Here is a 17,502-nt window from a genome sequence, read left to right as displayed (position 1 = left end):
CAGGTCGGCACGGTTATTGAGTGCAGTGGCGGCTGGCCGGGCCCGTGATGTCATGTTGTTTACGAGGTACTCCGGCCACCCTGCGCTCAGCGTTGGGTGAGCAACAATAATTCGAAAAAACCGTGGAGCGGCCATGCAACAGAACAGATCGCAAGTCATTGAACGCAACGGCCTGTACGAACTCGACGCCGGCGCCGACGTCCTCGACAGCCCCCGCTACAACCACGACATGGCACCGACCAAGGTGCACGAACGCACCTGGAACAAGTGGCACATCACCGCGCTGTGGGTCGGCATGTCGATCTGCGTGCCTACTTACACGCTCGGCGGGGTGCTCACCGCCTACTTTGGCTTGTCGGTGGGCGAGGCGCTGATGGCGATTTTGCTGGCCAATATCGTGGTGCTGATCCCGCTGACCCTTAACGCGTTTCCCGGCACCAAGTACGGCATTCCGTTTCCCGTCTTGTTGCGTTCGTCGTTTGGCATCCTGGGCTCCAACGTGCCGTGCCTGATTCGCGCGCTGGTGGCGTGTGGCTGGTTTGGTATCCAGACGATGTTCGGCGGGCTGGCGATTCACCTGTTTCTGGGCTCGATTTTCGAGGGCTGGAAATCCCTTGGCGGTACGGGTGAGGTCATCGGCTTCATGATTTTCTGGTGCCTGAACCTGTGGGTGGTGCTGCGCGGCGCCGAGTCGATCAAACGCCTCGAAACCCTGTCTGCGCCGTTGCTGGTGGCGGTGGGGATCGGCCTGCTGGTGTGGGCGATGCCGAATGTGTCACTCAGCGAGCTGATGGCGATTCCACCCAAGCGCCCCGAAGGCGCGAGCCTCACCGGTTACTTCATGGCGGGGCTCACGGCGATGGTGGGTTTCTGGGCGACGTTGTCGCTGAATATTCCTGACTTCAGCCGCTACGCCAAAAGTCAGAAGGACCAGATTCTCGGGCAGATTTTCGGCCTGCCGCTGACCATGTTCCTGTTCGCGGCCCTTGGCGTGATCATGACCGCCGCGTCGGTGAAACTGGTGGGCGTCAGCGTCTCCGACCCGGTGACCTTGATCGGGCACATCCAGAGCCCGGTGTGGGTGGCCATCGCGATGCTGCTGATCATCATCGCCACCTTGTCCACCAACACTGCGGCGAACATCGTCTCACCGACCAACGACTTCCAGAACATCGCGCCCAAGCTGATCAACCGCACCACTGCGGTGATCCTCACTGGCCTGGTGGGGCTTGCGTTGATGGGCCACGAACTGTTGAAAAAACTCGGGCTGATCGTCTCGGACGTGAGCCTGGAAACCGTGTATTCGAACTGGTTGCTGGGCTATTCAAGCCTGCTGGGGCCGATTGCCGGGATCATGGTGGTGGACTACTTCATCACCCGCAAACAGCAGCTCGACCTGGCCGGTTTGTACCGTGACGACGTGTACCCGGCGTGGAACTGGAGCGGTTTTATCGCCTTCGGCGTGCCGGTGGTGCTGACCTTGCTGTCGCTGGGCAGTGACGCGTTCAGCTGGTTCTACAGCTATGGCTGGTTTACCGGATCGGCGTTGGGCGGGTTGTTGTATTACGGGTTGAATGCCAAGCGCAGAGCCTTGCCGCTCGCAGTAAAAACACCCCTGTAAAAGGTTGAAATGCAATCCAAATGTGGGAGCGGGCTTGCCCGCGAATGCGGTCTTCCAGCCGACATTTGCAGCGACTGACACGACCCTTCGCGAGCAAGCCCGCTCCCACATTTCAGACCCCATTTCCAACCGTTGGAATCGCGTCAATTCATAAGAAATGTAGCCTGAGGAGACCCCCATGAACGCTGCCATCGACGTTCTGCAATCCACCCATCAGCACATCAACCGCGATCGCTTGTGGCAGTCGCTGATGGACCTGGCCAAATTCGGCGCCACACCCAAAGGCGGCGTGTGCCGACTGGCCCTCACCGACCTCGATCGCAAAGCCCGTGACCTGTTTGTGCAGTGGTGCGAGGAAGCCGGTTGCACCGTGACCATCGACGGCATCGGCAACATCTTCGCCCGTCGCCCGGGTCGCAATCCCGACTTGCCGCCAGTGATGACGGGCAGCCATATCGACACCCAGCCCACGGGTGGCAAGTTCGACGGTTGCTTCGGCGTGTTGGCGGGCGTGGAAGTGCTGCGCACCCTCAATGACCTCAAGATCGAAACCGAAGCACCGCTGGAAGTGGTGGTGTGGACCAACGAAGAAGGCTCACGCTTTCCGCCGTGCATGATGGGCTCTGGCGTGTTTGCCGAGAAATTTACCCTGGCCGACACCTTGGCCAAGGTGGATGTGGAGGGCGTGAGCGTGGGTGATGCGCTTAATGCAATTGGCTATGCGGGCACGCGGCCGATCAGTGGGCATAAGGTCGGGGCTTACTTCGAGGCGCATATTGAACAAGGGCCGATTCTTGAGGATGAAAAGAAAACCATCGGCGTGGTGTTGGGGGCTCTGGGGCAAAAGTGGTTCGACCTGAAACTGCGCGGTGTTGAGGCGCATGCAGGGCCAACGCCGATGCACTTGCGCAAAGATGCGTTAGTGGGCGCGGCGGCCGTGGTGGCGGCGGTGAATGCGGCGGCGCTGGGGCATCAGCCGCATGCGTGTGGCACTGTCGGTTGCCTGCAGGCGTATCCCGGCTCGCGCAACGTGATTCCGGGTGAGGTGCGCATGACCCTGGACTTCCGTCACCTGGAACCGGCACGCCTGGATTCGATGATTGCCCAGGTGCGCAAGGTGATTGACGAAACCTGTGCCAAGCATGGGCTGACGTTTGAGCTGGAACCCACCGCCGATTTCCCGCCGCTGTATTTCGATAAAGGCTGCGTGGACGCTGTGCGGGATGCGGCGAATGGGCTGGGGCTGTCGAACATGGACATTGTCAGCGGGGCAGGGCACGACGCGATCTTCGTCGCCGAACTCGGCCCGGCCGGGATGATCTTTGTGCCGTGCGAAGGCGGCATCAGCCACAACGAAATCGAGAACGCCGCACCGGATGACCTGGCGGCGGGGTGTGCGGTGTTGTTGAGGGCGATGGTGGCCGCTTCGGCGGCGATCGCCAGCGGCAAACTCGCTGCCTGACAGGCGGTTGAAAAATGTGGGAGGGGCTTGCCCCCGATGGCAGTGGGTCATTTAGCTGAGCTGGCTCTGATACACCGCGATCGAGGGCAAGCCCCCTCCCACATTTGAACGGGTTTGCTGGATGCTAGACCCAAATTGCGTCCCATAACGGGTAGTCGCCAATCCGTTGCACCAACCCGGCCCGCAGTGGATTGGCCACCACATACCTGGCCATCTTCACCACGTCATCCTCCCTGCGCAGCGCGCGGTCATGGAAACTTTCCTGCCAGAGCCTTCCCTTGCGCCCACTTGCGCCATTGACCGACCGCGTGCTCTTGGATTTCACATGCCGCATCAAATCTGCCAGCGAGCCTTTTTGCAGTTCGATAATCCAGTGGAAATGGTCCGGCATGATCACCCACGCCAGGGAGTTGGCGAGCCCTTGGTATTGGGCCAGCCGAAATTGCCAGACCACCAGGCGACCCAGGTGGAAGTTGCTAAAGATGGGAAGACGTTCGTGAGTGTTGGTGGTGATGAGGTAGATGCGGTTGGGTTCGCTGAAGCGTCCAATACGCAGGCGGTGTGAAGCGGGTAAGTCAGGCATCCCTTGGCCTCTCTCTGGGTGGGTGTTGAGAGGCTAGATCGGGTAATCCAGGAGTGATCGACAGGCTTTTGGCAGGATGTGTCTGGAGGGCCGCCATCGGGGGCAAGCCCCCTCCCACATTGGATCTGAGGTGTTCATACATTGTGTGTCTGGCGCAGACCCCCTGTGAGAGGGCAAGCCCCCTCCCAAATTGGATCTGAGGTGTTAATACATTGTGTATCTGACGCAGAACCCCTGTGGGAGGGGGCTTGCCCCCGATAGCGGTGTATCAGATACAAATAAGCCTTATGGCACACCGCCATCGGGGGCAAGCTGAACTGGTCAAGTAATCTTGGACACCGATTAAGGTTTACGCCGTCAATCGCTCTTGCGCGACCGGCGACCGGTAGTCGTTGTAGCTGTGAGGTCTGCTGATGTTGTAGCGCGAGACATAGCGCTGCACGTCTGCCCGGGCCTCATGCTCCAGTTTGTAGCCCTTTTCAGGCACCCACTCTGATTTCAAGCTACCAAAGAAACGCTCCATCGGGGCGTTGTCCCAACACTCGCCTTTACGGCTCATACTCTGCCTAAACCCCTGTTTCAGCAGCTCATTTCGGAATTTATGACTGGTGTACTGACAACCTTGGTCAGAATGAAACAACACATCCTGAGGATGGCCGCGTAGCTCCACCGCCATACGTAGCGCTTCGCAGGTCAGGTTGGCATCAGAAATCATCGAGAACGACCAGCCAACGATCCTACGAGCGTACAAATCCAGAACGACGGCGAAGTACAACCATCGCTTGCCGACCTTGATGTAAGTCACGTCGCCACACCACACCTGATTAACCGCCGTCACATCAAATTTCCGCTTGAGCACATGCGGTGCCACCAAGGCCTCTACACCCGGCGACTTGTATTTATGACGCCTGCGCTGACGACTGGCGATGCCTGCTTCGCGCATCAGACTGCGAACCATGTACCGACCGACACGATGCCCTCTAGCTTGCAGCTCTTTGGCCAAAGTACGTGCGCCCGCCGATTCTCTCGACGCCTTGTGATGCCTGACCAGCGCGGCTTTGAGTTTCTCTCGCTCAGGATTTTCTTTTCCTTGGCGCTGGCGCCAGGCGTAAAAGCTACTGCGGTTGACCCCGAACGCGCGGCAACACCTTCTAACGCCGTACTGCTCGTCCAGCTCCTCGATCAGCGTGAATGATCTTTGGCGTCCAAAAGCAGGAGAGCACTGGCCTTTTTTAGGATTTCAATGTCCAGGTCTTTCTCCCTGAGCAGAGCTTTGAGCCTCTGGATTTCTCGTTGATCAGCGGTAATCGCCTTGGCCCCCACCGGAGTAGAACCCAAGCGTTCTTTTTGCACTTGATCGACCCAGCGACGCAGGGCCGTAGGGCCAATATCCAGGCTGGCACAGACCTCGGTAACAGGCTGACCTTCATCCAGCACCATGCTGGCGGCCTTGAGCTTGAACTCACTCGAATAAGATTTACGCATAGCCAAACACCTCAGATTTGAGCGCCATCATAGCGCCCGATTGAAGTGTCCAAAATCATTAGGCCAGTTCAAGCCCCCTCCCACATTGGATCTGAGGTGTTCATACATTGTGTGTCTGGCGCAGAACCCCTGTGAGAGGGGCAAGCCCCCTCTCACATCTGGAACCGAGCTGAACCTACGAGCGATCTGCGGCGCCCGGTTGCCATCCACCGCCGAGCGCCGTCACCAGCCCCACACTCGCCTGCAACTGCCGCGTCTGCACCGCCTGCAACGTCCTCTGCGCCTGCAACGCCGCTGTCTGCGCCGTCACCACATCCAGGTAACTCACGGCTCCCGCCTGATAGCTGTTCATCGCCAGTGACTGCGTATGCTCTGCCGCATCCGCCGCCGCTTGTTCGTCCTGCGCTTCCTGCTGCAAATCCCTTAGCTGCGCTAGGTTGTCTTCCACCTCGCGCACGGCTTTGAGCACATGGCTGCGGTATTGCGCCGACGCCTCTTCAAACTCGGCTTTGGCCTCACGTTCATTGGCACTCAAGCGTCCGCCATCAAAGATCGGCAAGTTCACCAACGGCCCCAGCGCCCAATAGCGGTTACCGGCGGACAGCAGGTTGCCAACCCCCTGAGTTTGCCCGCCAATCAACCCGGTCAAGCTGAAGTCCGGGTACCACGCGGCCTTCGCCACGCCGATGTTGGCATTGGCAGCAAACACTCGGCGTTCCGCCGCCGCGATGTCTGGGCGCCGTTGCAACAGGTGGCTGGGCAGCTGCGATGGAATCCCTGGCAGCGCAATCAATTGCTGGCTGGGCGGCAAGCTGAAGGTACTGGCCGCCACACCCACCAATTCGCCAATCGCGTGTTCGGTCAGGTTGCGTTGCCCGCGCACTTCGTCCAGTTGCGCCTTGGCTTCGGCCAGTTGGTTTTGCGCACGGGTGAGGTCCAGCTCCGAGGCAATCTGGCCTTCGTAACGGCTGCGCGTGAGTTGCAACGCCTGGCTGAAATCGTCCAGTGAGCTGTTCAGAATCCGGCTCTGCGCATCCAGCCCGTTGAGCTGCACATACAGCGTCGCCAACTGGTGCTGCAGGCTCAGGCGCGCCACCGCCAAATCATCGCCGGATGCTTGCGCCTGGGCATCGCCAGCCGCGACCTGGTTGCGAATCTTGCCCCACAGGTCCAGGTCGTAGCTCAGCGAGAAACCCGCCGTATTGCTGTTGTACACCGACGGCTGCGTATCCCCGCGCAGTGGTCGTGTGTCCGATTGCCGCTGACGCAGCGGCTGCGCACTGGCGGTAATTTGCGGGAACAACCCGGCGTGCAACTGGCTGGCATACGCCTGGGACGCATCGAAATGCGCCAATGCCGCCGCCAGATCCGGGTTGGCCTTGAGCAGTTGCTGTTGCAGGTCAGTCAGGCGCGGGTCGTTGTAGAGCTTCCACCACTCGGGCGCCAGTTGGTCGGAAGGCTGCGCGCTGTGCCACGGGCCATCGCTGGTCTGTTCGCGATAGCTGGCCGGCAGGTCCACCGACGGCACCTTGTAGGTGGGCGCCATCGAGCAGCCCTGCAACAGCAGCAGCATCAACGCCGCCAGGGGTTTAAGCCTTGGGCGCATGCGCACCTCCGGCGTCGGCCAGTTGCACGGGGTCGCCTTCGCGCAGGGCATCGGGCGGGTTGTCGACCACGCGGTCGGCGGGTTTCAAACCTTGGTCGATCACCAGCCGTTCGCCGAGGTCGAGGCCGATGTGGATGCCTTGCAGGTGCACGTGATTTTGCGCGTCCAGCACCGCAACCTGGGTACCTTGGGCGCGGAAGATCAGTGCGCTGGCCGGGATGCTCACGCCGTGGGTATCCGCTGGAATGGGCAGCGTGGCTTCGGCGTAATCACCGGGCAGCAATTCGCCGTTGGGGTTGTCGGCGACGAACTGCGCAAGCAGGGTGCCGGAGCGGCGGTCGATGGCGGTGGAGTCGCCGATCAGGCGCGCCTTGAAGTGCTCGCCGGGGTGCTCGGGCACCGTCAGCTCGGCTTCTAACCCTGGATGGATCACGGCTGCATAGTTCTGCGGCACGGGCACGTAAAGTCTGAGTTGATGGGTATCGGCAATGTTGAACAGCTCCGGGTCGCTGTCGGTATCAGCCTTGATCAACTGGCCAATATCGGTATTGCGCGCGGTGATGGTGCCGGCGAACGGCGCGCGGATGGTCTTGTAGCTTTCCAGTGCCGACAGGCGTGCGTAGTCGGCGGCGGCCGCCTCGGCATTGGCTTTGGCGGCGGCAGCGTTGGAGGTTTTTTCATCGGCCTCCTGACGCGACACCGAATGGCTGGCCAACAGGTTCTGCCAGCGCGTGGCGGTGGTTTCGGCCAGGCGCGCGTTGGCTTGCTCCTGCACCAGCCGCGCGTGGGTCTGCGCCATTTGCTGGTCGAGGTCGGGGCTGTCGATTTCGGCGAGCACTTGCCCGGCTTTGACCTGGGTGCCGATGTCGGCTTTCCAGTCCTTCAAGTAGCCGCTGACGCGTGCATGGATCGGCGCCTTGCTCCAGGCCTCAAGGTGCGCGGGCAGGCGCAAGGTGTCGCCGGCCACGTTTTGTTTGGGCTGGAACACCATCACTTGCGGGATGGCGGCGGTTTCGGTCCAGGCACTCACCGATTGTTCGTGCATCGTGCGGGCGTGCAGGCCGTTGGCGACCAACAGGGCGGCCAGTGTCAGGCCGCCGACACCCATGAGCATCAGACGCTTGCGCGAGGGGTTGTGATCAGACGACATGTGAAGTTTCTCCAGCAGCAGCGCGAGTAGGGTGACGACCGTGGACCAGGCTGAAGACCACGGGTACAAACAACAGGGTGGCGACGGTGGCGAAGATCAAGCCGCCAATCACCGCCCGGCCAAGGGGCGAGTTCTGCTCTTCGGACAACGCCAGCGGCAACATGCCGATGATCATCGCCAGAGCCGTCATGCACACTGGCCGAAAGCGCGTGTAACCGGCCTCCATCGCGGCCTTCAACGCATCGCCATGTTCGGCCAGGCGTTCACGGCAGAAGCTCACCACCAGGATCGAGTTGGCGGTGGCCACGCCCATGCACAGGATGGCCCCGGTCAACGCCGGCACCGACAGCGAGGTGCCGCTGAGGAACAGCATCCACACGATGCCCGCCAGCGCGGCCGGCAAGGCGGTAATGATCACGAACGGGTCGGCCCACGACTGAAAGTTGACCACGATCAGCAAGTAGATCAGCACCACGGCGCCAAGCAGGCCGAAGCTCAAACCACTGAAGGCCTCGTGCAGCGCATCGATCTGCCCATGCAAGCTGATCACTGCGCCTTTGGGGCGCATGGAGGCAGTGTCATCCAGCACTTTTTGCACATCGCGCGCCACGCCGCCGAGGTCGCGGCCTTGCACGTTGGCATACAGGTCCAGGGTGGGTTCGATGTTGTAGTGGGTCACCACTGCCGGGCTTTGCACGCGTTCGATGGTGGCTACGCCGCCGAGAATTTGTGACTGGCCATCGGCCCCGGTGACCGGCAAGGCTTCCAGTGACGGCAGGCTGTCGAGGCGGTATTGCGGCGTTGCCGCCACGATGGAGTACGACACGCCGTTGGCCGGGTTGAGCCAGAAGGTCGGCGCGGTTTGCGAGCTGCCGGCGAGGGAGGCGACCATGCTGTTGGTCACGTCACGCTCGGTGATGCCCAGGCCATTGGCGCGCATGCGATCAACGTTAACTTGCAGCGATGGGTAGCCGGTGGACTGCTGGATGCGCAGGTCGGCGATGCCCGGAATGTGCGAAAGGCGACGTTCGAGTTCGAGCGCGTAGGTGCGGTTTTCTTCATCGCTGCGCCCGGAGATTTTCACGTCCAGCGGGGCCGGTGCGCCGAAGTTGAGGATTTGGCTGCTGATGTCCGCCGGCAGGAACGCGAAGTGGCTGCCGGGGAAGCTTTCCGGCAAGGCTTCACGCAGTTTTTTCACGTAGTCGGCGGTGGGCGCGTGGTCTTTTTTCAGCGTGACCTGGATGTCGCCATCCTGCGGGCCGATGGTGCCGCTGCTGCTGTAGGCCATGTCGATGCCGCTGAGCGGAATGCCGATGTTGTCGACGATGGTGTCGAGTTCTTCGGCGGGTATCACTTCGCGAATCCGCGCTTCAATCCGGTCGAAGGCGGCGGCGCTTTCTTCAATCCGCGTGCCCAGCGGCAAACGCACGTGAAGGGCGAGGGCGCCGGCGTCGGTGGCCGGGAAGAAGTCCTGGCCCAGGCTGGGCAGCAGCAGGAAAGAGGCAAGCACGCAGGCCAGGAAGCCGACGATAAAGCGCTTGCGGTTGCCCAACGCGAGAATCAGCAAGCCGTGGTAAGTGTCGCGAATATTCGAGAAGTGGCGCTCGAAGCCTTGCTGAAAATTGAGCACCGATTGCAGCACGGCGTTACGCGGTTTCTTGTGCTGATCGCCTTCGTGGTGGTTGATGAATGCATCTTCGGGGTGATGCCCAGCGCCTTGTTCCGGTGTGTGCGGCTTGAGCAGGAACATCGCCAGGGTCGGCACCAGGGTGCGCGAAAGGATGAACGAGCTGGCCATGGCGAAAATCACCGCCAGCGCCATCGGCCGGAACAGATAGCCGGCGATGCCTTGCAGCAGGAACATCGGCACGAACACGATGCAGATACACAGCAGCGAGACGAACGCCGGGCCGACGATTTGTGCGGCGCCGTCGAGGATCGCGGTCTTCACCGCCTTGCCTTGTTCCAGGTGCCAGTTGATGTTTTCGATGGTGACCGTGGCGTCGTCCACCAGAATCCCCACCGCCAGCGCCAGCCCGCCCAGGGTCATGACGTTGAGGGTTTGCCCGGTGACCGCCAGCAGCGCGATCGCCGACAGCACGGCCAAGGGAATCGACGCGGCGATGATCAGCGTCGAACGCCAGCTGCCGAGGAACAGCAGGATCATCGCACTGGTCAGCAGCGCGGCGATAATGCCTTCCTGAGCCACGCTGCCCACCGATTGCTTGACGAACACCGAGGCGTCGCCCAGCAGCGAGGTCTTCAGCGACGGCGGCAGGGTTTCGTTGATGCGCGGCAACATCTGGCGGATGCCGTCGATGATCGACAAGGTCGAGATGCTGCCGTTTTTCAACGCCGGCATCAGCACCGCGCGGTGGCCGTCGACGCGCACGATGTTGGTCTGCGGCGGCGAGCCGTCACGCACGTGAGCCACTTGGCCGATGGTGATCAGCGCGCCATCGACCGTCTTGATCGGCAGGTCGTTGAGTTCATCAATCGCCTTGGGGCTGTTGTTGAGCAGGATCGTGTATTCGTTGGGGCCGAGCTTGGCGGTGCCCACCGGGATGATCTGGTTCTGCAGCGCCAGGGCGTTGCCCACGTCCTGCGCCGACAAGCCTTTGGCCGCCAGGGCTTGCGGGTCGAGGTCGAGGGTGATCTGGCGCTGCTTGCCGCCCATTGGCGTGGGCATGGCCAGGCCGGGCAGGGCGCTCAGCGGCAGGCGAATGTTGTTCTGCACCAGGTCACGGATCTTGGCTTCCGAAAGGCTGGGGCTGGAGAACGCCATTTGCAGGATCGGCACCGTCGAGGCGCTGTAGTTGAGGATCAGCGGTGGCGTGATGCCCGGTGGCATCTGCTTGAGCACGGTTTGTGACACCGCGGTCACTTGCGCGTTGGCGGTGCGGATGTCCACCCCAGGCTGGAAGAAGATTTTGACGATGCCCATGCCGGGCAGCGATTGCGATTCGATGTGTTCGATGTCGTTGACGGTGGTGCTCAGGGAGCGTTCGTAGGTGTAGATCACCCGACCGGCCATGGCGTCCGGCGACAGGCCGTTGTACTGCCAGACCACCGCGACGACGGGGATGCCGATATCGGGGAAAACATCCGTAGGGGTTTTCAGGGCCGCCATCGGCCCGACGATACAGATGAATATGGCCAACACGATAAACGTGTACGGCTTTTGCAGTGCGGTCTTTACCAGCCCGAGCATGCGTGAACCTCCGAGGGAGCAGAATTGCAAACCCCGGCAGTCTTGCCCGACCCACCTAACACGCACCTTTCAGCCAGGTGAAGGAACATTTAGTTAACGGCTGAAGATCGTTTCATATGTATTCATTTGTTCTACAAAGGGCAGCTCTCCAAGCTTGTCTCCCATCGGACGCGACACATTTTGACGCCGTCCAACGTTTTTTTCTGATGTCCTTTGGAGCCCTGCCATGTCACTTAAACCATTGTTGTTGATCCCAGCCCTTGGTGCTGTTTTGTTGTTGTCGGCCTGCGCCGGCCCGATTCCCAAGGCTGACCCGAGTGAAGCCTGGATTGGTTTGAAAGAAGAGGCGCCGAATGACCTGATGGCCGAGCGTGTCGACGGCAAGCGCGTGGACGACGGGCGCTTTTTTGAGGTGACACCGGGTGACCATCGCCTGGATGTGACCTTATTCGAGGAGGAGGCAGGCGATGACAACCAGCAGGATTGCCAGGGCCGGGTCGAGTACAAGCATTTCCAGGCGGGTGAGCACTACACCCTGACTGAATCGAGCCTGGGCACCACCGTGCGTGCCGTCCTCAAGGACGGGCACGGCAAGGAAGTGGCAGCGACTCAAGACTTCAATTGCATGCCCGGCTAGGCGTGATGCACCGCGGCCTTGGGGTGTTTGGCCGGTGCAGCGGGTTTGACGTGGGGGTGATGATGCCGGCGAGTCACGCGCATGACCCCCCACAACATGGCGCTGGCTACCGCCAGCCAACCGCAGATCAACAGGAAAATCGTTGTTGCAAGGCTCATTCGGGCCTCCTTTCGCCCCGCAGGGGGCACACACAGTCTTCTCAATGGACAGTCTAGCTACCTGACGGTTGCCTGCTATTGACCAATGGTCGAGTCCATCCAACTTGTTTGCTCTATCCAGCGCATTTTACTGACGCCTCGGGCTATACCCGCCGTGCGGAGCATCCTATGATCAGGGCCCTTACCGGCAGTTGATCAAGAGAGTAAAAAATTGCGGTTACGGTCGAACGTTAAAACATCCTTGCTGCTGGCCTGCGCCCTGGGGCTCGCGGCCTGTTCCGGGCATCCGTCGAGGTTGGCGGGCCTGCCGGAGCGTGTCGAACTCAACGGCGTGCCGACCTTTCGCAGCGAGGCCTACCTGAGTGGCCCCTCGGCTTTAGCCAGCATGCTGTCGCAACAAGGCATTGTCATGACACCCGGCTTGCTGGATAAGCCCCTGCACTTGCCAGGCGGCGAGGCGGACCTGGAACGCAACATGCAGGTGCTGGCGCGTGAATACGGGCTGATGGTGTATCCGCTGGACAACCAGCTGACGGCCGTGCTGGCGCAGGTGGCGGCGGGTTACCCGGTGATGGCGCGGATCAACCCGAGCTTTTGGTCCGGCACACGTTATGTCGTGGTGGTGGGGTTCAATCAACAGAAGAGCACGGTGCTGTTGCGCTCGGGTATGGACCGGCGTTTGGTGATGAGCTTCAGCGACTTTGAGTCAGCGTGGAAGAGCGCAGGCAACTGGGCCATCCTGACTCAGCGTCCGAGCCAGCTGCCGGCGAATGTGGATGAGCAGCGCTGGCGGGCGGCGGCGAACGCGACCGCCCAAGCCGGCCAGGAGCAGGCGGCGGCGCAGGCGCTCAAGGTGTTGGCGCAAAGGAAGTAAAAATACGCTGAACCCCACGTGGGAGCGGGCTTGCTCGCGAAAGCCGAGTGTCAGTCGATACATTCATGACTGACCCACCGCCTTCGCGAGCAAGCCCGCTCCCACATTGGAACTGTGGTGCTTAGCGACGCACTTCTGCGGCGTTAGGACGGTTCTTCAGGTTCTTGTCGGCCTTGTAGCGCAGCGCTACGTCCGGCACCGAACCGCTCTTGCCAGTCTCGACCCAGTTGCGAATGCGCCCGGCATCGGCAAAGTGGGTGAATTTGCCAAACGCATCCAGAATCACCAGCGACACTGGGCGGTTACTCATGCTGGTGACCAGCACCAGGCAGTGGCCAGCCTGATTGGTGAAACCGGTCTTGGTCAACTTGATGTCCCAGTTGGCGCGGTTGATCAGGTGGTCAGTGTTGGAGAAACCCAGGGTGTAGTTGGGTTTGCGAAACGACACGGTCTTTTCCTTGGTGGTGCTCAACTGACTCAGCATCGGAAACTTGCGCGCATAGGCCAGCAGCTTGCTCAAGTCGCGCGCGGTGGAGACGTTGTGAATCGACAGCCCGGTGGGCTCGACATAGTGCGTGCTGGTCATGCCCAGGGCCTTGGCCTTGGCGTTCATTGCAGCAATAAAGGCTGGGTAGCCGCCTGGGTAGTGGTGGGCCAGGCTGGCGGCAGCGCGGTTTTCCGACGACATCAGGGCAATCAGCAGCATTTCCTTGCGCGGCATTTCGCTGCCGATTTTCACGCGCGAGAACACGCCTTTCATTTCTGGCGTGTCTTTGATGTTGATGTCGATGTATTCGTCCATGTTCTGCTTGGCTTCAAGCACGATCAGGCCGGTCATCAGTTTGCTGACGGAGGCGATGGGCACGACCACGTCGGGGTTGCTGGAATAGATGACTTTGTTGGTCTGTAGGTCAACCAGCATGGCGCTGCCGGAAGCGATCTGCAGTTTGGAGGTGTCGCGCGGGGCCAAGGTGGTTTCGGCTGCGTGCGCGAAGGTGCCTGTAAATGCAAAAAATAGGCTGACAATAGAGAGACGAATTTTCACGCGGGTGAACTCGCTAAAAAGTAAGGAAATACCGTTCAGGAACGGGTTATATGACAAATGCCGTTACATTTTAGGAGTATGGATCAGAAAGCGATAGAGAGCCTTTAAATAAAGGCTGTAAGCCGATGATTGGTTAGGGTTGTACCGATTTTGTACCAATCATTGCCTGCTCAAGCTTTCCGACTTCTGACCAGTCCGTGGTTGACGAAAGCCACTTTGCATAGGTCGTCAACAGCACTTGGATGCTGTGCCCAAGCTGTCCCGCGATGAAGGCAGAGTTCATTCCAGCCATCAAACACATAGTGGCATAGGTATGGCGGCAGTTGTACTGGGGCCGAGGCCGTATTTCCAGAGCAGCCAGTGCCTTGGCGAACTGCTCTCCGGTCTGGGAGGGTCGACCGATAAAATCCGAACTGCCCGAAGGCGGGAAAACATACGGCGACTCTGTTTTGATCCTCCTCCGCTGTAGCAAGCGGTCGTCGGCGATTTGCCTGGCCTGCCGCAAGGCATTCAGAGCACGACTGTTGAGCATTACCGTTCTAGCGTACTTCGTCTTGGTACGCTCTTCTACTTCCCCGTCCACAACGATGCGGCATACGTGCGCGGTGCGCGTATCCATGTCGACCTCGCCCCAGCGCAAAGCCGCTATCTCTCCTGTCCTCATCCCGCTGAAAAAAGCGAACTCAAAGTAGGCCGCGAATATCCGCGCGCCAGGCTTACTGAAGTTCGCATACATCCAGTCAATGATTGCAGTCGCCTCAACGCCAGAAAACGGGTCCACCTGCTTTTTTGCCTTCTTCGGCAGCTTGATCGGTGTCGCCGGGTTGCGGTCGATTAACTCATCTTGCACCGCGGCCTTGAGCAGCGAGGTGACCCGGGCTATGGATTCACGTTTAATCGATTGGGTTTCCCATACGGTTTCGCTGATGATCCTGCGCAGCACCATGGTGGTGATTGCCGTGATCGGGAGCTGACCGAGCCACGGCATCCAGTAGGTGTTGATCGTTGCACGATAGTTTCTGCGCGTGCCGGGCACGATCTCTAGGCTGTTGATCCAAGCCTGGGCGTACTCGCCGAACGTCATTGTCAGTGAAATTGGCATGTAACTAGAGTTCGGGAAAAGTTCAGCGTAGCGCTGATCATCCAGAACCCCATGCTTTGCCAGGCTTATTACTTGATCGCGTAGATCGGCTGCCGCTTTAATCCCTTTTGGTGTTTGTGGGTGTGCGAGAGTCTCGCAGCGTCGCTCGCCGCGCCAGGTGAACCGAATGCGAACGGACTGGCCAGCGAATTCAACTCCTGTGGGCAGGCCCATTGGCTTTCTAGCCATGCTTCATATCTCCTTAAGCTATAAAAAATCCGACCATCTATCTTGTTCCACACACCCTCAGGGATGACGCCGCGATCCCGCTTGCCTTCCAGGGCGCGCTTAGTGGTGCCAATGATTTCGGCCATACGCGCCTCGGGCACTTTGTCGAGCTGAAACGCCTCTGGTCTTTCTTGTGGCTCAGGCATAGCTACCTCCCGCCGGCCGCCGTGGGCCGAGCTGTCTTTATGATGTGGATGAAAATGCCGAAAGTGATCAGCAGCCAGATGCACGTGCCTGCAAAGGCACCGAGGATGTCTGCCGTCTCGCCATCCATGAGTAGGCAGGGGCCGATCCAAAAGAACCAGCAGGCCGTGGCTGACACGTAGAGCAGAACGCCCAGCATCAGCAGGGTGAGTGTTGTTGCGTACATGTGTTGTCCTTGCCGCGCTGGGCGGCAGAAGGTGGGTTAGGCGGTGGCTTTCTTGATTGCGGCCCGCGCGTCGAACAAGGCGTAGTAGAGGCGGTGGAAGATCGCGCAGCTCGGGTCTTCGTGGTCATCGCCGCCGTGTTCGAAGATTCCATCGATGGTGCCGCTGTAGTTGCTTGCGATCTGCTCGCAATCGCCGGCTATCTGGGTCAGCGCCGTCAGCGCTCTCAGTAGTTGTTCGCTGCTGGCGCGCTCCTCGCGGCCGATCTCCCAGAACTGCTGCGCCCAGTGATCTGCCGGCGGCGGGTTGGAGTTCTGTGCGCCCAGAGCCAGGGCCCCGACAATCGTGTCGCACAGATCGCGCTTGTAGGCGTTGTCGCCGTCGATGCTCAGGCCGTTGCGGCGCATTGCGTCCAAGGCGTTGTTCAAGTTCGACTCGGGCGAAGGCAGCACCAGGTCAAAGTCTTCCTTGCCAGGACGGCAGGCCACCACCAGCAGTTCGCAGTCGAGCGGCAGGTGCTGAGCCATATCTGAGATCGCTTCGATAGCGGCCTCACGGAATGCGTTCTTTTCTTCGGACATGCGAATACCTCGCCCGCCGCTCACCGGCAGGCATGTAGGGGGATTGGGGTTAGTCGCCGCAGAAGCAGTCGATGTCTTCGGCGAGATAGTCAAAATCGAAGTCGGTTTGCCTGGCGCGCTGCTCGGCTGACCAGCCCATCGTTTTGTAATCTGCTCGGTCTTGGCGGAATACCTGGCCGAAGCGTTCTTCGGTGCCCGACCACCAGATCACCCGGGACGGGTCTTCGATGATGGTCTTGATCAGCTTTCCCTCGTTCTTCTTCCAGCACAGGTCGCAGTTTCCGAAGTCTGAATCCATGCCCAGATCGAACGGCTGGGCATTCCAGAACTCCGCGACGTCCTCCTTCGTGATGCCTGTGGTGTAAGAGGGGCAAAGGTTGTCCCATCGTGTGCCGCCGCGGTCGTTGGCGGCCATCATGCGGTGATAGCGCTTAGGCTCGTCGTAGCGGATGCCAACAACGCAGTCCCACTCGTCGTAGCCCAGGGCACGCATGTGCTTCTCGCCGATTTTCACCTTCAGGTACGCCGTGCACATGTTGTTCGAGAAGTTCGGCAACACCGGCGGAAGGTTCTTGACGTCTTTTCGGTATGCCGCGTAGTACTCGAGCATCATCGTGAAGGGCTCACCATCGCGGCTGGCCGTCTCGAAATTAACTAGCTTGTACCACGGCGCATCGTCAGGCTGGCCGTACACTCGGCACCACTCCATCCAAACGATTTTGACGTTCCAGCGCCTTGCTATTTGGTCGATGAAAACCAGTGTTTCCTCGCGCTCCTTGCCGGTGTTCTGGAAGAAAAGGTGTACATCTGGCGGTAGCGCACCGCCGTGGGCCTCGAGGATCTTGTAGACCATGTGCCCGCTGGTTCGACCGCCGCTGATGCCGATCTGGGCAGGGCCCGTGATCAAATAAGGATTCATGGCCGCAGCCCCTTGTAGATGAAGACGTAGGCGAACCAGAGGGTGGCGATCATGGCGTCACCTCGTCAGGTTTGTATTTGGTGAGCCGCCATTTGGTGTTGTTGCTCTGGCCGTGGTCCGACTCGACCAAGCCTTCGCGCTTCATCAGCTCCAGTTCGCGGCGGACCTGCTTGGTGGTGAATGGCTCGATGTGGAACCGAAACCACCAGGTGCAGAACCAGCTATCGCGGGATCCGCCGGCGCCGCTCATGTACGTGGTGATGCGCTGGCGCAGGCTTGATTCACTTTCTTCAGGCATGACTTTGTCCTTGCCGCTATAGCGGCTGACTGTGAAGGGGAGGGGTTAATTAATGACCATTGGTCGGATGTGCGGAACCTTCGGCGCCACACGTATCTATCCACCGGCATTGGTGTAATCTTGAGCGACACACAT

Annotated in this window: 18 protein-coding genes; 4 read left to right on the top strand and 14 right to left on the bottom strand. The window is 60.1% G+C overall.

Annotation, left to right across the window (positions count from 1 at the left end):
- Positions 1-133 precede the first annotated feature (133 nt).
- A complete protein-coding gene (locus ABWL43_RS18515) occupies positions 134-1,621 on the top strand; it encodes an NCS1 family nucleobase:cation symporter-1 (RefSeq protein WP_404483502.1) in 1,488 nt (495 codons plus the stop codon).
- Positions 1,622-1,799: 178 nt separating this feature from the next.
- On the top strand, positions 1,800-3,083 hold the full coding sequence (locus tag ABWL43_RS18510) for a Zn-dependent hydrolase (protein WP_404483500.1): 1,284 nt from the start codon (positions 1,800-1,802) through the stop codon (positions 3,081-3,083).
- A 124-nt stretch (positions 3,084-3,207) separates the two neighbouring features.
- On the opposite strand, the gene ABWL43_RS18505 is transcribed toward ABWL43_RS18510, so the two are convergent.
- The 6 genes from ABWL43_RS18505 to ABWL43_RS18480 all read right to left on the bottom strand — a co-directional run bounded on the left by ABWL43_RS18505 (position 3,208) and on the right by ABWL43_RS18480 (position 11,118).
- Positions 3,208-3,666 (bottom strand): REP-associated tyrosine transposase, encoded by a 459-nt coding sequence (locus ABWL43_RS18505; protein ID WP_404483498.1) that lies wholly within the window; start codon positions 3,664-3,666, stop codon positions 3,208-3,210.
- A 349-nt stretch (positions 3,667-4,015) separates the two neighbouring features.
- Entirely contained in the window at positions 4,016-4,840 is an 825-nt protein-coding gene (locus ABWL43_RS18500; RefSeq protein ID WP_404488431.1) for an IS3 family transposase, read from the bottom strand.
- 8 nt (positions 4,841-4,848) lie between these two features.
- Positions 4,849-5,151: a transposase gene (locus ABWL43_RS18495; protein ID WP_014717988.1), complete on the bottom strand. Its 303-nt coding sequence runs from the start codon at positions 5,149-5,151 to the stop codon at positions 4,849-4,851.
- 175 nt (positions 5,152-5,326) lie between these two features.
- On the bottom strand, positions 5,327-6,757 hold the full coding sequence (locus tag ABWL43_RS18490; protein ID WP_404483497.1) for an efflux transporter outer membrane subunit: 1,431 nt from the start codon (positions 6,755-6,757) through the stop codon (positions 5,327-5,329).
- Positions 6,741-7,907 carry an efflux RND transporter periplasmic adaptor subunit gene (locus ABWL43_RS18485; RefSeq protein WP_404483495.1) on the bottom strand — a complete coding sequence of 389 codons (1,167 nt, stop codon included), beginning with the start codon at positions 7,905-7,907 and terminating at the stop codon, positions 6,741-6,743. The genes ABWL43_RS18490 and ABWL43_RS18485 overlap by 17 nt, the downstream gene beginning before the upstream one ends.
- Complete coding sequence (locus tag ABWL43_RS18480) at positions 7,897-11,118, bottom strand: efflux RND transporter permease subunit (RefSeq protein ID WP_404483493.1); 3,222 nt, start codon at positions 11,116-11,118, stop codon at positions 7,897-7,899. Before ABWL43_RS18480 ends, ABWL43_RS18485 begins: the two co-directional genes overlap by 11 nt.
- A gap of 226 nt (positions 11,119-11,344) precedes the next feature.
- On the opposite strand from ABWL43_RS18480, the gene ABWL43_RS18475 reads away from it, so the two are divergent.
- On the top strand, positions 11,345-11,755 hold the full coding sequence (locus tag ABWL43_RS18475) for a hypothetical protein (protein ID WP_106578850.1): 411 nt from the start codon (positions 11,345-11,347) through the stop codon (positions 11,753-11,755).
- On the opposite strand, the gene ABWL43_RS18470 is transcribed toward ABWL43_RS18475, so the two are convergent.
- Positions 11,752-11,913, bottom strand: coding sequence for a hypothetical protein (locus ABWL43_RS18470; RefSeq protein WP_178119724.1), 162 nt, complete (start codon positions 11,911-11,913; stop codon positions 11,752-11,754). The genes ABWL43_RS18475 and ABWL43_RS18470 overlap by 4 nt on opposite strands.
- A 211-nt stretch (positions 11,914-12,124) precedes the next feature.
- Here ABWL43_RS18470 and ABWL43_RS18465 point away from each other — a divergent pair, with 211 nt between their 5' ends.
- Positions 12,125-12,787 carry a peptidase C39 family protein gene (locus ABWL43_RS18465; RefSeq protein ID WP_145163786.1) on the top strand — a complete coding sequence of 221 codons (663 nt, stop codon included), beginning with the start codon at positions 12,125-12,127 and terminating at the stop codon, positions 12,785-12,787.
- Positions 12,788-12,908: 121 nt separating this feature from the next.
- On the opposite strand, the gene pbpG is transcribed toward ABWL43_RS18465, so the two are convergent.
- The 7 genes from pbpG to ABWL43_RS18430 form a co-directional block, all read right to left on the bottom strand.
- Entirely contained in the window at positions 12,909-13,832 is a 924-nt protein-coding gene (gene pbpG, locus ABWL43_RS18460) for a D-alanyl-D-alanine endopeptidase (RefSeq protein WP_145163788.1), read from the bottom strand.
- Between the two features lie 133 nt (positions 13,833-13,965).
- Entirely contained in the window at positions 13,966-15,102 is a 1,137-nt protein-coding gene (locus tag ABWL43_RS18455) for a tyrosine-type recombinase/integrase (protein ID WP_256676501.1), read from the bottom strand.
- The gene (locus tag ABWL43_RS18450; RefSeq protein ID WP_256676495.1) at positions 15,003-15,347 is read right to left on the bottom strand and encodes a hypothetical protein; all 345 of its coding nucleotides are present in this window, start codon (positions 15,345-15,347) and stop codon (positions 15,003-15,005) included. Before ABWL43_RS18450 ends, ABWL43_RS18455 begins: the two co-directional genes overlap by 100 nt.
- A 2-nt stretch (positions 15,348-15,349) precedes the next feature.
- Complete coding sequence (locus tag ABWL43_RS18445) at positions 15,350-15,571, bottom strand: hypothetical protein (RefSeq protein ID WP_404483490.1); 222 nt, start codon at positions 15,569-15,571, stop codon at positions 15,350-15,352.
- Positions 15,572-15,607: 36 nt separating this feature from the next.
- Positions 15,608-16,150: a hypothetical protein gene (locus tag ABWL43_RS18440; RefSeq protein ID WP_404483488.1), complete on the bottom strand. Its 543-nt coding sequence runs from the start codon at positions 16,148-16,150 to the stop codon at positions 15,608-15,610.
- 49 nt (positions 16,151-16,199) lie between these two features.
- Positions 16,200-17,069, bottom strand: a complete 870-nt coding sequence (locus ABWL43_RS18435) for a hypothetical protein (RefSeq protein WP_404483486.1) — start codon at positions 17,067-17,069, stop codon at positions 16,200-16,202.
- Positions 17,070-17,118: 49 nt separating this feature from the next.
- Positions 17,119-17,367 (bottom strand): hypothetical protein, encoded by a 249-nt coding sequence (locus ABWL43_RS18430; RefSeq protein ID WP_242199511.1) that lies wholly within the window; start codon positions 17,365-17,367, stop codon positions 17,119-17,121.
- Positions 17,368-17,502 lie beyond the last annotated feature (135 nt).

The sequence above is a fragment of the Pseudomonas sp. HT11 genome (genome assembly GCF_044875395.1).
Classification (GTDB): Bacteria; Pseudomonadota; Gammaproteobacteria; order Pseudomonadales; family Pseudomonadaceae; genus Aquipseudomonas.
Note: the sequence above shows the minus strand (reverse complement) of the source record. Positions and strands in the feature narration are given on the sequence as shown.